Source organism: Aeromonas sp. HMWF014, assembly GCF_963878295.1.
GTDB classification, from domain to species: domain Bacteria; phylum Pseudomonadota; class Gammaproteobacteria; order Enterobacterales; family Aeromonadaceae; genus Aeromonas; species Aeromonas popoffii.
Genome location: NZ_CAWNYS010000530.1, coordinates 1 through 13,553 on the forward strand (window position 1 = coordinate 1; position 13,553 = coordinate 13,553).

Genomic DNA, 13,553 nt, shown 5'->3' on the forward strand with positions numbered 1-13,553 from the left:
GCTCAGGGAGAAGTTCTTTTCGACCATCACTGGCTCAGGAACCGGCTCGGGAGCCGGTGCCGGGACGGGGGCAACGTAAGAGGTGCGGTTCGGGTGAAACACCAGTTCCAGGGTGGCCAAACTCATGTTGGTTTCCCCGGTCACATTCTCATCACCCACGTTCCACAGGTAGCGGTAGCGGGCTTGCAGATCGAGGAGGTCGGTGAGCTTGGCGGTCAGGCCCAGACCGGCCAGCGGCACGGTGACTTGGTCGCTGCTGTTTTTGCCGTTGACATTGCTGAAGTAGGCTCCACCTTCTGCAAATACGGAGAAGATGTCGCCCAGTGGCAGACGGGCAAGACCGGACAGGGTAGCTCCCTGGGTCCTGAACTCGGCACCGTCGACATCGAATTGGCCGGTGTAGAGGTAGCCCAGTTCAGCGGCGTAGTTATCATTGAAGTTGTAACCACCAAACAGGGAGAGCGCGGTAGCGTCCTGATCAGCGTCTTTGTCAAAGTCGTTCAGGTCATGGCCATAAGCCCAACCGGCGCCGATACCTGTGTACCAGTCGTTGGCTGCCTGAGCGGTGGAAGTTCCCATTGCCGTGATGGCCAGAGCAATCAGGGCTGGTGCCATTTTCATTTTCATCGTTTCATCCTCGTTGAGTTTGCTGTGCTAGGGCGTACTGCGCACTCTTCAGTTATACCGGTCACAGGTGACAATTCAGCTGCGACTTCCATGGTGTATCACGACTGGCTTGAATGAAAAAAGAGACGGTATCCTGGATACTCATGAAGTCTTGGCCTCATGGACAACTAACCGGACAATAAGCACTTTTAAAAGTTCATCTAATCCCTCACAAGCTGAGTAACTGTATTCTTTTGACCCACTTTTATCAAGTTTCTGTACAGGTATCCAGCACTTGTGCGGGTTTGAGCGAACAAGCAGGGCGTGTGGCGGGGGAGACGGTTTGACAGAAAGTGTCGCGTCTTGCTGCGTTCACTATTAATCAATGGAAAGCGGGAAAACAAAAGGGGATGCCGTGGCATCCCCTTTTCACATCATCTGAACAGCGTCAGATTATTTCTGAACTTCTTTTACGCCAGAGATGCGAACTTCTACGCGACGATCCGGTGCCAGGCAGGCGATCAGCTGTGCTCTGGCCTTGATGCCGTCGCACTGGGCGCCGGTGACCGGGTTGGCGGTGCCACGACCTTCGATGGTGACTTTGCCGGCAGCCATACCTTTGCTCACCAGGAAGTCAGCAACGGTACGGGCGCGGGCTTCGGACAGCTTCAGGTTGTGTGCTTCAGAACCGATGCGGTCTGTAAAGCCGACGACCACGGCGCTGCCATCTCGCGGCTGCACGTCGACGATCTGCTGATACAGGGTATTCAGCGCGGCAACACCTTCCGGCTTCAGAGTGGATTTGCCAAAGGCAAACAGCACGTCTGAGTTCAGAGCGAAGTTCTTCTCAACAACCTGCGGGGCAGGAGCCGGAGCTTCTTCAACAATCGGAGCCGGAGCCGGCGCTACGTAGGAAGAACGGAACGGGTGGTATACGGCTTCCAGGGTCGCAACGCTCTGGTTGGACTTGTAGCGTACATCGTTGACTTGCAGGTCAGCCACGTCCCACATGTAGCGGTAGCGAGCTTGCAGATCCAGCGCGTCGTTAACCTTGTAGGTCACGCCCAGGCCAGCCAGCGGGGATACTCTGGTATCGCTGGTGCCCATGCCGTCGGTGTGAGCCCAGTAGGCGCCGCCTTCAGCGAAGGCAGAGAAGTCGCCGCCCAGCGGCAGACGAGCGATACCGGACAGGGTGGCACCCTGGTTTTCGTAACGGTTGCCATCGGTGTTGCCACGGCCAGCGTACTGGTAGCCTAATTCGGTACCGAAGTTTTCGGTGAAGTTGTAACCAACGAAGGCGTTGGCAGCAGCCGCGTTTTCTTCGCCAGTGTTCACGCCTTCGATTTTGTTCAGACCGTTGAAGTGGGCAGCACCGACACCGGCACCGAAGTAGATGTCGTCAGCGGCGTGAGCTGCAGTTGCACCCATGGTAGCCATAGCGATGGCGATCAAGGAAGGGGCCATTTTCATCATAAAAAAATCCTCGTAGAGATGGCACGTTGTTCACGTGCTTCGCACTTTTTAATTTATGTAAGCTGCAGGCTCTGCCGAACAACAGCGTTGAGTCTGGCAGGGATCCCGGTTCCATCCGGGAGGCACACATTCCTGGTGCACAAGCGAGCGGGTAGCAGCGTAAGCAATGCCTTCACCCTTCACGAACAGCCGACGTCATTCCGATGACGTGGCGCACTCTATGCCGATTTCAAAACATGATCAAGCTCACACATAATCCATATGGCAAATTGTGTCGCGTGGATAACTGGCTGTTTATCCGAATTAATTAGTGATCCAAATAGGCTCTGTGCAGCTTCTTTTCGAGTTTAATATAGGCCTGAACCCAGTCAGATTGCGCCATAGAGGGAGATACCCTCGCCTGGAATACCGCCAGATAATCGGCCTCGGTTGCTTCGCACAGTAAGGGTGTGAAGCTGAGCAAAAAATGACGGGCTAAGTAGGGGTCGAGGGGCCAGATGTTGAGGATGGCCCGCGCCACGGGCTGAACCGCAGCTGAACAGCGAAAATGGCGGTGACCCGCCTCCAGCCAGAGCGCCATCTCGGCGAGCCCGCTTTCAGGCACCAGACCCCCGTCTCCCTGCTCGTTGGCAAGGGCAAGGCCGTGGCCATTACCGAGCAGCAGATGTCCGTCTTCTTGCAAGACTCCATCGTGACTACGCAGGGGCAGGCCGGGCACGGGCTGTTCGAGAAACAGGCTGCTTTTATCATTGAGCGCGGTCAAAATCGCCGCCGCCTGCTCATGCATGGCCGCAGGTAACCAGAAGGCTTCGGCGCGTGTCTGCTGGCCTTGCATCAACTGGCGGGTGAGGTCTGCGGGTGTTGAAACTGGGTGTAAACAGGAGATTATGCCGGGGAGTGCCATGAGTTCCTACTCTTTAGGGATAGCTAGCGGATTATACGAGTTATTTCTGCTGCAACAATAAAGGTTTCTTTTCGAGACTGTTTACCTGAGGCGGTTGAGCGATTACCATCCCCAATGTTTGCAAGGGTTGTCGTCGAAAGACGCTGATTAAAGATAGAGGCTCGACCATAACGAGTCCGTTCAAAACTGATACACTTGACTACGAGTCGTCGCGAAAAATAAAGGTGGAGTTAATCCGCCGTACGGAGTATTGAACAATATGAATTCAAATATCGTAACTGTTGGTAAAAAGATCCGTCAGATCCGTGAAGCGGTCGGTTTGAGCCGTCCCAAGTTTGCCGATCTGCTGGGTGTTCCCCCGACCACCCTGAAGAACTATGAACTGGGTTATCGTGAAGTTGGTGGCGCCTTCCTGGTGGCACTGGCGCATCACCCGGAGCTGCACAAGTTCACCCTCTGGCTGCTGGCTGACAAGAAAGTCGCCGAAATTGGCCAGATCGGTCCGGACGATATTGCCAAGGCTTGATTTATTTGGGCTTTGACAAAAATGCCGCCATTGAGGCGGCATTTTTTTATCCATCTAATAACCACTTCAGTTAATTAAATTTGGCTAATTGTGCCTTCGTCCGGGATTTTAACGAAAATATCTTGGCAAGCCGGATTAATCCTCAGAAAATTCCTGCTATAAAATCAGTATTATCCTTCGCGTGATGCGCACAGTGAGACAAGTATGAGTCAAACCATTCCCCAGGTCAGAGATGGCTTTACCAGTAAATTTGGTGTTCTTGCCGCGACCCTGGGCTCTGCCGTCGGGCTGGGCAATATCTGGAAATTTCCCTATCTGACGGGTGAAAACGGCGGCGCCGGTTTTCTGCTGGTCTATGTGATTGCCACCCTGCTGGTGGGATTGCCGGTGATGATTTCCGAGATCATGCTGGGTCGCAAGGGCAAGGCCGATGCGGTGACAACCCTGAGCAAACTGAGCCCCAAGGGGCAACCCTGGTGGCTGATTGCTGTGATGGGAGTGGTCGCCGCCTTCCTCATCATGTCCTTCTATTCCGAAGTGGCGGCCTGGGTGTTCGCCTATATCTTCAAGGCCATCAGCGGCGAGATACTGTCGACCGACCCTGCGGTCACGGGGGCTGCCTTCAATGCGCTCATCACCAACCCGCTGCAGAGCCTGCTCTGGCAATGGCTGGTGTTGGCGCTGATGGGGGGCATACTGCTGATGGGGGTTTCCAAGGGGATCGAAGCGGTCACCAAGAAGCTGATGCCGGTGCTCTTTATCCTGCTGCTGGTGATCGGTATCCGCAGTCTGACTCTGCCGGGGGCGAGCGAAGGTCTCTCCTTCCTCTTCTCGCCAGATTTCTCCAAGATCACCGGGGCCGTGGTACTGACCGCCATGGGGCTGGCCTTCTTCAAGCTATCCATCGGTATGGGTTGCATGATGACCTATGGCAGCTACTTCCGGGATGATCAGAACATTCCGCTCACCACCTTCCGGGTGATGTGCGCCGATCTGTTTGTCTCCATGCTGGCGGGGATCGCCATCTTCCCAGCCGTGTTTGCCTTCGGGTTCGAGCCCTCGGCCGGCCCCTCCCTGCTGTTCATCACCATTCCGGCAGTGTTTGCCAGTATCCCGTTTGGCCATGTTTTCATGGTGCTCTTCTTTGTTCTGTCCGCTATTGCGGCCACCGGTGCCATGCTCTCCATTCTGGAAGTGCCGGTCTCGGTGCTCTCCGAGCGCTTCAAGATTAGCCGCCCCAAGGCGACCCTGATCAACCTGCTGGTACTGGGTGCTGTGGGTTCCACCTGTGCGCTCTCCAACAGCTCGCTGGCGGATGTGCAGATTGCGGGCAAGACCTTCTTCGATCTGTTTGACTACCTCTCCTCCAACATCCTGATGCCGCTGGGCGGTATCTTCCTCTGCCTGTTTGTGGGCTGGGTATGGGGTGAGGAGAAGATGCGCGATGCTCTGACCAATGGCGGCGAGCTGGCTCTGCCGATCCTCAAACCACTGTTCTTCATCATTCGTTACGTATCGCCGCTGTTGATCCTGATCGTGATGCTCAAAGGGCTGGGGCTGTTCTAAGCCTGCTGTTTTGTCATAGAAAAAGAGCGCGGCAAAGCTAATGCCAGTCAGTTAAGAGAGTGTGAGTCTCAGCCCGCGAGGTATAAGGGCCAAAGAGTGATGGAGGCATAATGCCTCCCTCTTTTTATTGGATGCCCATCAGGGCAAAGGTGTCAGCCACATTGACGCGTTAACCATGGTACCGTTCCTGTTATTCAATATTTCGAATATTCAGTCACAAAAATGCTTAACTGACAGGCGTTACGCTGCAAGGCGCTCTTTTTTGGTTGGTGCGATTGGGGGAGGGTTACAGCAACCCGAGGCGGCCCAGCTCCTCCTTGAGCTGATCGAGGTTGCGTTCGACACAGGCCTCCCCCTCGTTGATGGCATCGCTGGCACGATGAAAATCCATGATGGAGAAGCTGCCCAGGCGTGGACAAAGCTGGATTTCCGGCGGGTCCCCCGCCATTCGGGCGCGGGTGATCCGTTCCTGCATAATGTTGATAGAGCCGCTCATCACGCTCCACAGACCGGGAGTTGCCGGTGCCGATTCGCCGCGATTAAGCCACTGACTGAGCAAGCCGCCGCCACCCGGTTGATCCGGTCCGTCGGTCCAGGGCTGGTGCATGTCGTTGTTGAGGTTAACCGCAATCACTACCTCTGCGCCCATGGCGCGGGCCAGCGAGATGGGAACCGGGTTGACCACGGCGCCATCTACCAGCCAGCGGTCGTTGACCCGGGTTGGAGTGAGGATCCCCGGCATGCCACAGGAGGCGCGCACCGCCTGGCGTAGCGAGCCCCGTTGCAGCCAGATCTCGCGGCCGGTGTCGAGTTCGGTGGCGATGCAGGCGAAGGGGATGGGCAGGTTCTCGAGATCGGGATCCCCCAGATGGCTGGCGGCGAGACCAAATACCTTCTCACCGCGAAACAGGCCGCCGGAGAGGGCGGGATCGAGCAGGCCGACGACTTGCAGCCGGCTGAAGCCGCGAACCCAGGACTCGAGCTTGTCCAACTTGCCCGCAGCATAGGCGGCGCCGACGAAACTGCCGATTGAGCAGCCTGCTACCAGATCTGGTTTGACGCCGAGGCGATCAAGGGCACGGATGACACCAATGTGTGCCCATCCTCTGGCGGCGCCGCTCCCGAGAGCGAGCCCTACGCGGGGTTTACGTGGCACAACTTTCCTCCAAAAAAGGGGTTAGGTGACCAGCTTACCTCGCAAGTCAGGAGGCGTCACCCAGCCATCTTTCACTGCGGTTGCGTCCGTTGGCCTTGGCCTGATAAAGCGCCATGTCGGCGCGGCGCACCGCTTCATGGAGCTGGATGCTCTCCTCGTGGGGGTAATAGCCGAGGCTGATGGTGACGGCCAGCTCAGGTTCGATGGTGGCCCAGTCGTGGTCGGCGACCGCGATCCTGATCTGTTCCGCCAGTTCGCCGAGACGGGATACGTCGCTGTGGCCGATCAGTAGCAGGAACTCCTCACCGCCCCAGCGGACCAGGCGGTCTGATGGGCCGAGTTGCTGCTGGCAGATTTGTACCAGCCGGATCAGCACGATATCGCCAACGGCATGGCCGAAGTTGTCGTTAACCCGTTTGAAGTGATCCGCGTCGAACATCAGCATGCCCGGCCGGAGCCGCGCCAGGCTGCCAGTTTGCTCCAGCAGGACCAGATAGTGGCGGTTGAAGGCACCGGTGAGGGCATCATGACAGGAGAGATAGTTGAGCCGCTGGTTGAGGCGATGGGACCTCAGATTGGAGAGTGCCGCCAGCAGTAAGAAAAGGATGGCGAGCAGGGTTGGAGCGGACTGGTAGGCAAGGGTCCATGCCAGCGGCAGCAGAGTGACGCTGTGCACCAGCAGCAAGGGGGTATCGGGGACAGCTAGCGTCAGTTGCAATGCCCCCTCTCGCCACTGGTACTGTACAGTTGGAGCAAGATCCTGGGGGATTCGCGGTTCCTTCGTACTGCTGGCCAGCACCTGATGGTATTGGTTGAGAAGCAGATACTGTCCCAGCGCGGGCGTCAGCCGATCGAGTTGCAGTTGCAGGCGAGAGAGCAGAATATCCATGCTAATCATCCCCACCAGTGACCCGTCTTTGTAAAGAGGTTGGGACATGGTGACCATGGTGCCAAGTCCGGCGAAATCTTCGTAAGGGCGGGAGAGAATGGTGTCCTGTGTGGGGTTGGGTGACATCAGCGCATCCTGCCAGTAGTGCTTCTCATAGATGCTGCGGCTAAAGCGGAACTGGCTGGAGGGGATCCATGGGTAGAGGTAGATGAAGTTGTCCACACCGGTAAAGTAGACCCAGGCGATCTCCTCACCAAGGCGCTGGCTGGCGGTGGCCAGCAAGGGGGAGAGACTCAGCGCCAGATGAAATCGCGCCTCCCGCTCACTGCCGGGGGAAGGTAATGGGCCTTCCCCGGTGAGGTTGCCTGCCAGCCCCGCAGGCAGGTCGGCGGGGAGCTTGTCGAGCACCAGTCCCTGGTCCGGCAGTTGCTGGATATAGCTGTAGAGCTGGTGAGTCAGCTCCGATTGAGGGTCACTGCGCAGCCGCTCTTCGGCCTGACCGCGCATCGCTTCGAGAAAGGTGTCGGTCCTCTGGAACCGATCCTGAAGGTGAATAGCACTATTGAGGGTGTCGCTCAGGTAGAGGCTCTCTATCTGTTTCAGGTTTTGCCGCAAGGTCAGACCAATCAGCAGGATGACCAGAGCGAACAGCAGCCAAGTAAGGCGTGTGGGAAAGCGGGCGTCGGACACGTTGAGCATAGGCAGCTATCTGGCGTTACAAAGGAAACTGTCGTTAGTGTAAGCGAGGTAGCCGGAAAAAAAATAGAACCGCAAAAAATGCAGTGATCTCATCGCCTTCCTGTTACGTTTTGTCACATTTATACATAGTCACGGCATAGTCTGTGGCTAAAATGGACCCAATCTGGATTTACCCTTTCACTCTTCATGGATTGTTCGATGAAAATGCGTATCTGGCTCGGCTCGGGCCTTCTTTTTATCGTGGTTGCCGGTGTCTGGGCGCTGCGTCACACCGAACCGGCCCCCAAAGCGCCGGCCAGACAGGTCAATATCCGCACCGAAACCGTCAAGCAGAGCCTGGCCGAACCCACCATCAAGCTGGTGGGCAAGCTGGCCGCCAACCGCTCCGTGGTGATAAGCCCCGAGGTGACAGGGCGTATCGTCAAGATAGCGGTGCGTTCCGGTCAGCAGGTCAAGCAGGGCGATACCCTGATAGCGCTGGATGCGGGCAAGCAGCAGGCGGAGCTCGCGGAGCAGAACGCCAGCGTGCGCGATGAGGCCCGCAAGCTGCGGGATATGCGCCGGCTGGTGGCGCGCGGTGCCATCACCACCTCCGAGCTGGAAGGGCAGGAGGCCATAGTGGCCCAGGCCCAGGCCCGTGCCGATGCGGCCAAATACGAGTTGTCGCTGCGCACCCTGCAGGCCCCCTTCAACGGCACCGTCAGCCTGATTGATCTCAGTGAAGGGGCCCTGGTCAACAGCGGTGATACCCTGCTTCATCTCGATGAGTTGGCCAAGTTGCGGCTCGATCTGGCGGTGCCCGAGCGCTATCTCTCCCAGCTGCGTCCCGGTATGGCGGTGACGGCAACCAGCTCGGCCTGGCCTGATCAAGCATTTCGTGGCGTGCTGGAGACCCTGGACAGCCGTGTCTCCAACGATACCCAGAACATCAAGGCGCGCGTCATCATCCCCAATCCCGACGGTCAATTGCGGCCCGGCATGCTGCTCAACCTGGCGCTCTCCCTGCCGCCCCAGAAGATGACCCTGATCCCGGCCCAGTCGGTGGAGTATGCCGGCGAGCTGCGCTTCGTCTATCGGCTCGAGCCTGATGGCCTGGTCAAGCGGGTGCCCGTGGTGCTGGGGGATACCCATGGCGAGGAGGTGTGGGTTACCGAGGGCCTGAAGGTCGGCGATCGCATCGCGGTTGAGGGGCTGGTCAATCTGCGTGACGGCGCCAGCGTGCACGATCTGGCGGAGGTAAAAGGCTGATGTGGCTCTCCGATATCTCTGTACGTCGCCCGCTGGTGGCCGTGGTAGTGAGTGCCCTGCTGACCGTGTTCGGTCTGGTGGCCTTCAGCAAGCTGACGGTGCGGGAGATGCCGGACGTGCAGACGCCGTCCGTCTCCATCTCCACCACCTATGAGGGGGCGGCGCCAGCCGTCATGGAGAGCCAGGTCACCAAGCCCATCGAGGATCAGCTCTCCGGCATCAGCGGCATCAAGAACATCAACTCGGTGACTCGCAAGGGGCGCTCCGTCATCACGGTGGAGTTCAAGCTCGGCTGGAACATGGTGGAGGGCACCTCGGATGTGCGTGACGCCATCTCCCGCGCCCGCCCCAGGCTGCCGGATGGCGTGGATGAACCTATGGTCACCAAGGACAACGGCAACGGCGACGTGGCGATCTGGCTCAACTTCAGTAGCAGCCAGATGGATCGCACAGCCATGACCGATTACGCCAACCGGGTGCTGGTCGATCCTCTGAGTCTGGCGGACGGGGTGAGCGAGGTAATGCTCTCCGGCGACCTGACCCGGGTGATGTATGTGCGGCTGCGGCCCGCCGACATGGCGGCCCGTGGCATCACAGTGGCGGACGTGCAGGAGGCCCTCAAGCGGGAGAACATCGAACTGCCGGGCGGCGAGATCCGCAACAACTCCATGACCATGTCGGTGCAGATCGCCCGTCTCTATCACACCGCAGATGATTTCCGCCAGTTGCAGATCCGCACCGCCGCCAACGGCCAAAGCATCTACCTGGCGGATATCGCCGACGTGGAGGTGGGGGCCAAGAACGAAGACAGCGCCTATCAGCGCAATGGCCGCGAGAGCCTGGGGATAGGCATAGTGGCCCAGTCCACCGCCAACCCGCTGGCGGTAGCGCAGGGGATCGAGAGGAAGATCGTCGAGATGCAGCGCTTCCTGCCACAAGGGGCTGTGCTCGAGGTCGATTACGACTCCACCATTTTCATCAAGCAGGCCATCGACGAGGTCTACATGACCCTGGCCATCTGTGCCGTGCTGGTGGTGGCGGTGCTATACCTGTTCCTCGGGCAGGGGCGCACCACCCTGATCCCGGCCATTACCGTGCCTGTGTCGCTCATCTCAGCCTTCATCGGCGCCTGGTATCTCGGCTTTTCCATCAACCTCATCACCTTGCTGGCGCTGATCCTCGCCATCGGTCTGGTGGTGGATGACGCCATCGTGGTGGTGGAGAACATCCACCATCATCTGCAACGGGGCGAGCCACCGCTGCTTGCCGCCTGGCACGGCACCCGCGAGGTGGGCTTTGCGGTGATCGCCACCACCGCCGTGCTGGTGATGGTGTTCGTCCCCATCGCCTTTATGGATGGTATGGTGGGGCGGCTCTTTACCGAATTTGCCATATTACTCTCGCTCGCGGTGCTCTGCTCCTCGCTGGTGGCGCTCACTCTCACGCCCGCCATGGGCTCCTGGCTGATGCGCCCGCTCGATCGGCCGAACCGGCTGACCGCCGCCCTCGACCGCGGCCTTGGCTGGGTCGAACTGCACTACCGCGCATGGCTGGCGCAAGTGCTGCGCCACTCCCGCTGGGTGCCGCTGGTGCTGGTGCTCTGTCTTGGCGGCATCGGCGCCCTGTTCAGCCTGCTGCCCAACAGCCTCACCCCCACCGAGGATCGCGGTGTGGTGTTCGTTTTCGTCAAGGGGGCTGAGGGAACCAGCATCGAGCGGATGAAGCGCAACATGCAGCAGGTGGAAGCCGCCATCATGCCGATGCTGGGGGATGGCGTGGTGCAGGCCATGAGCTTCAGCACCCCCGCCTTTGGCCGTGGCGGCGACCAGACCGGTATGGTGATCATCCAGCTCTCCGACTGGGCCGAGCGTGATGTCACCGCCACCGAATTCTCCCGCTCGCTGGGCGCCAAACTGGTCGGTATTCCCGACGTGATGATCCGCACCTTCCAGCCCGGTTTCCGGGGGGGCTCCACCGCGCCGGTGCAGTTCGTGCTGCAGGGCAATGACTATGCCGAGCTGTATCAACAGGGGCTGGCGCTGCAGAAAGCGGCGCAGGCCAGCGGCCTGATGCTGAGCCCGGATCTCGACTATGCCGAGAAAACCCCCGAGCTGCAGGTGACCATCAATCGCGACAGCGCCAGCCAGCTCGGCATTCCGGTCTCCACCGTTGCCAGCACCTTGCAGGCGATGCTGGGCGGGGTGAGCAAGACCACTTATGTGGACAGGGGGGAGGAGTATGACGTCTACCTGCGCGGCAACCAGACCGAGTTCAACGGCGTCTCGGATCTCAGCCTCATCTACCTCAAGGCCGCCAGTGGCGAGATGGTGAGTCTCTCCACTCTGGCCACCGTCAAGCAGGTGGCGACGGCCAACCGCCTTAACCACTACCAGCGGCAGAAGGCGATCACCCTGACGGCGGATGTGCATCCTGATCACACTCTCGGCGAAGCACTCAATTTTCTCGATGGCTGGGCCGACGCCAACTTGCCGAGCGGCATGACGGTGGATTACGCCGGTGAGTCCAAGGACTATCGCGATAACCAGGGCGAGATGGTGATGATATTCGCGCTGGCCCTGCTGGTGGTCTATCTGGTGCTGGTGGCCCAGTTCGAGAGCATGCTGACCCCGGCGGTGGTGATGGTGACTGTGCCGCTTGGCATCTTCGGCGGTCTGCTCGGTCTCTGGTTAACGGGGCAGGAGATGAGCATCTACAGCCAGATCGGCATGATCATGCTGATCGGCATGGTGACCAAGAATGGCATCCTCATCGTTGAGTTCATCAACCAGTTGCGCCAGCGTGGCGAAGGGTTCGAGGAGGCGATAATCAAAGGCTCGGTGCGCCGTCTGCGCCCCATCCTGATGACCTCGCTCACGGCCATTATCGGCGCGGTGCCACTGATGCTCTCCATGGGGGCGGGCTACGAGAGCCGGATGGCAGTGGGTACCGTGGTCTTCTTCGGCCTCTCTTTGGCGACGCTGGTGACCTTGCTGGTGGTGCCCGCCATCTATCATCTGCTGGCGCGCAAAGCCGGTATGACCGGCGCGCGGGATCAACAGGTAGACGAGGCGCTGGCCGCCAAGGGGGCAGGGGAGTCCCCCCCCCCGGCGCCCTGACTTGAATCCAACAGGGGCCAGTTGTCAGCCTCATCATCACAAGGGCGCCTGCGGGCGCCCTTGCTATTGCCAGTGGCCGCGCTATTCCGTGGGATCTATAGGGGCAAAAAGCCATCGCCCCCGCTTCGCTCTGCCGGTATAATGCGCGACCCGAATTGTTCCAGGTGTTCAAAATGCAGCCGGTTACCCACCTTTTCTCCTATCCCCGCTACTGGGCCGAGTGCTACGGCACGGCGCCTTTCCTGCCCATGTCCCGTGCGGAGATGGACAAGCTCGGCTGGGACAGCTGTGACATAGTCCTGGTGACCGGTGATGCTTATGTGGATCACCCGAGTTTCGGCATGGCGGTCATCGGCCGCATGCTGGAATCCCAGGGTTTTCGGGTCGGCATCATCGCCCAGCCGGACTGGTCATCGAAGGATGACTTTATGCGCCTGGGCAAGCCGAACCTCTTCTACGGGGTGACGGCGGGCAACATGGACTCCATGATCAACCGCTACACCTCCGACAAGAAGCTGCGTCACGACGACGCCTACACCCCGGGAGACATAGGCGGCAAGCGGCCCGACCGCGCCACCCTGGTCTATACCCAGCGCTGTAAAGAAGCCTTCAAGGAAGTGCCGGTGGTCATCGGCGGCATAGAGGCGTCCCTGCGCCGCATCGCCCACTACGACTACTGGTCCGAGACCATCCGCCGCTCCATCCTGCTCGATGCCAAGGCCGACATCCTCATTTATGGCAACGCCGAGCGGCCGCTCATCGAAGTGGCACACCGCATCGCCAATGGCGAGACCATCGACACCATGCAGGACATCCGCGGCACCGCGGTGATCCGCAAGGAGCCGCTGCCCGAGTGGCGCGGGGTGGATTCGAGCAAGCTGGATCAGATCGGCCGCATCGACCCCATCATGAACCCCTATATGGAAGGTGCGCCCTGCTCGGATGACGAAGGCACGGCGCCGGTGGAGCAAGAAGCCAAGCCGGTATTGGTGCAGCCACCCAAGCAGAAGCCGTGGGAAAAAACCTATGTGAAGCTGCCGGCGTTCGAGCGGGTGAAGGAAGACAAGGTGCTCTACGCCCATGCGTCGCGCATCCTGCACCACGAGACCAACCCGGGCTGCGCCCGCGCGCTCTCCCAGGCCCACGGCGATCGCATCGTCTGGGTCAACCCGCCCGCCTTCCCGCTGGAAACCGACGAGATGGACGGCGTGTTCGGCCTGCCCTATCAGCGGGTGCCGCACCCGGCTTATGGCAAGGAGAAGATCCCGGCCTACGAGATGATCAAGACCTCGGTCAACATCATGCGTGGCTGCTTCGGCGGCTGCTCCTTCTGCTCCATCACAGAGCACGAGGGGCGCATCATCCAGAGC

Annotated in this window: 10 protein-coding genes; 5 read left to right on the forward strand and 5 right to left on the reverse strand. The window is 59.4% G+C overall.

The features are described from left to right. The 3 genes from AAC083_RS20725 to AAC083_RS20735 form a co-directional block, all read right to left on the reverse strand. The coding region (locus AAC083_RS20725) for an outer membrane beta-barrel protein (RefSeq protein WP_146181542.1) at window positions 1-627 on the reverse strand (627 nt) is incomplete at its 3' end. Window positions 628-1,059: 432 nt separating this feature from the next. After that, window positions 1,060-2,079, reverse strand: coding sequence for a porin OmpA (gene ompA / locus AAC083_RS20730; RefSeq protein ID WP_108535541.1), 1,020 nt, complete (start codon window positions 2,077-2,079; stop codon window positions 1,060-1,062). A 307-nt stretch (window positions 2,080-2,386) separates the two neighbouring features. Continuing rightward, window positions 2,387-2,983: a hypothetical protein gene (locus AAC083_RS20735; protein WP_108535542.1), complete on the reverse strand. Its 597-nt coding sequence runs from the start codon at window positions 2,981-2,983 to the stop codon at window positions 2,387-2,389. Between the two features lie 259 nt (window positions 2,984-3,242). Between AAC083_RS20735 and AAC083_RS20740 the strand changes: the two genes are divergently transcribed. Together AAC083_RS20740 and AAC083_RS20745 are read left to right on the forward strand one after the other, a co-directional pair. Then, window positions 3,243-3,509: a helix-turn-helix domain-containing protein gene (locus AAC083_RS20740; protein WP_005298604.1), complete on the forward strand. Its 267-nt coding sequence runs from the start codon at window positions 3,243-3,245 to the stop codon at window positions 3,507-3,509. A 204-nt stretch (window positions 3,510-3,713) separates the two neighbouring features. After that, window positions 3,714-5,075: a sodium-dependent transporter gene (locus tag AAC083_RS20745; RefSeq protein ID WP_108535543.1), complete on the forward strand. Its 1,362-nt coding sequence runs from the start codon at window positions 3,714-3,716 to the stop codon at window positions 5,073-5,075. A gap of 286 nt (window positions 5,076-5,361) precedes the next feature. Here the strand turns inward: AAC083_RS20745 and AAC083_RS20750 are convergent, their stop codons facing one another. Both AAC083_RS20750 and AAC083_RS20755 read right to left on the reverse strand, forming a co-directional pair. Next, window positions 5,362-6,231: a patatin-like phospholipase family protein gene (locus tag AAC083_RS20750; RefSeq protein WP_042038277.1), complete on the reverse strand. Its 870-nt coding sequence runs from the start codon at window positions 6,229-6,231 to the stop codon at window positions 5,362-5,364. A 46-nt stretch (window positions 6,232-6,277) separates the two neighbouring features. Next, window positions 6,278-7,819, reverse strand: a complete 1,542-nt coding sequence (locus AAC083_RS20755) for a sensor domain-containing diguanylate cyclase (protein WP_108535544.1) — start codon at window positions 7,817-7,819, stop codon at window positions 6,278-6,280. 198 nt (window positions 7,820-8,017) lie between these two features. On the opposite strand from AAC083_RS20755, the gene AAC083_RS20760 reads away from it, so the two are divergent. From AAC083_RS20760 to AAC083_RS20770, 3 genes are all read left to right on the forward strand, one after another. Continuing rightward, window positions 8,018-9,067 (forward strand): efflux RND transporter periplasmic adaptor subunit, encoded by a 1,050-nt coding sequence (locus AAC083_RS20760; RefSeq protein WP_181364599.1) that lies wholly within the window; start codon window positions 8,018-8,020, stop codon window positions 9,065-9,067. Further along, entirely contained in the window at window positions 9,067-12,183 is a 3,117-nt protein-coding gene (locus tag AAC083_RS20765) for an efflux RND transporter permease subunit (RefSeq protein WP_108535546.1), read from the forward strand. Before AAC083_RS20760 ends, AAC083_RS20765 begins: the two co-directional genes overlap by 1 nt. Before the next feature lie 173 nt (window positions 12,184-12,356). Next, a partial coding sequence (locus AAC083_RS20770) for a YgiQ family radical SAM protein (protein ID WP_108535547.1) occupies window positions 12,357-13,553 on the forward strand: 1,197 nt, incomplete at its 3' end.

Excerpts from the sequence above, each read along its gene's own strand:
- AAC083_RS20765 (WP_108535546.1), top strand. The coding sequence starts at position 9,067 with ATGTGGCTCTCCGATATCTCTGTACGTCGCCCGCTGGTGGCCGTGGTA.
- ompA (WP_108535541.1), bottom strand. The coding sequence starts at position 2,079 with ATGATGAAAATGGCCCCTTCCTTGATCGCCATCGCTATGGCTACCATG.
- AAC083_RS20760 (WP_181364599.1), top strand. The coding sequence starts at position 8,018 with ATGAAAATGCGTATCTGGCTCGGCTCGGGCCTTCTTTTTATCGTGGTT.
- AAC083_RS20755 (WP_108535544.1), bottom strand. The coding sequence starts at position 7,819 with ATGCTCAACGTGTCCGACGCCCGCTTTCCCACACGCCTTACTTGGCTG.
- AAC083_RS20740 (WP_005298604.1), top strand. The coding sequence starts at position 3,243 with ATGAATTCAAATATCGTAACTGTTGGTAAAAAGATCCGTCAGATCCGT.
- AAC083_RS20745 (WP_108535543.1), top strand. The coding sequence starts at position 3,714 with ATGAGTCAAACCATTCCCCAGGTCAGAGATGGCTTTACCAGTAAATTT.
- AAC083_RS20735 (WP_108535542.1), bottom strand. The coding sequence starts at position 2,983 with ATGGCACTCCCCGGCATAATCTCCTGTTTACACCCAGTTTCAACACCC.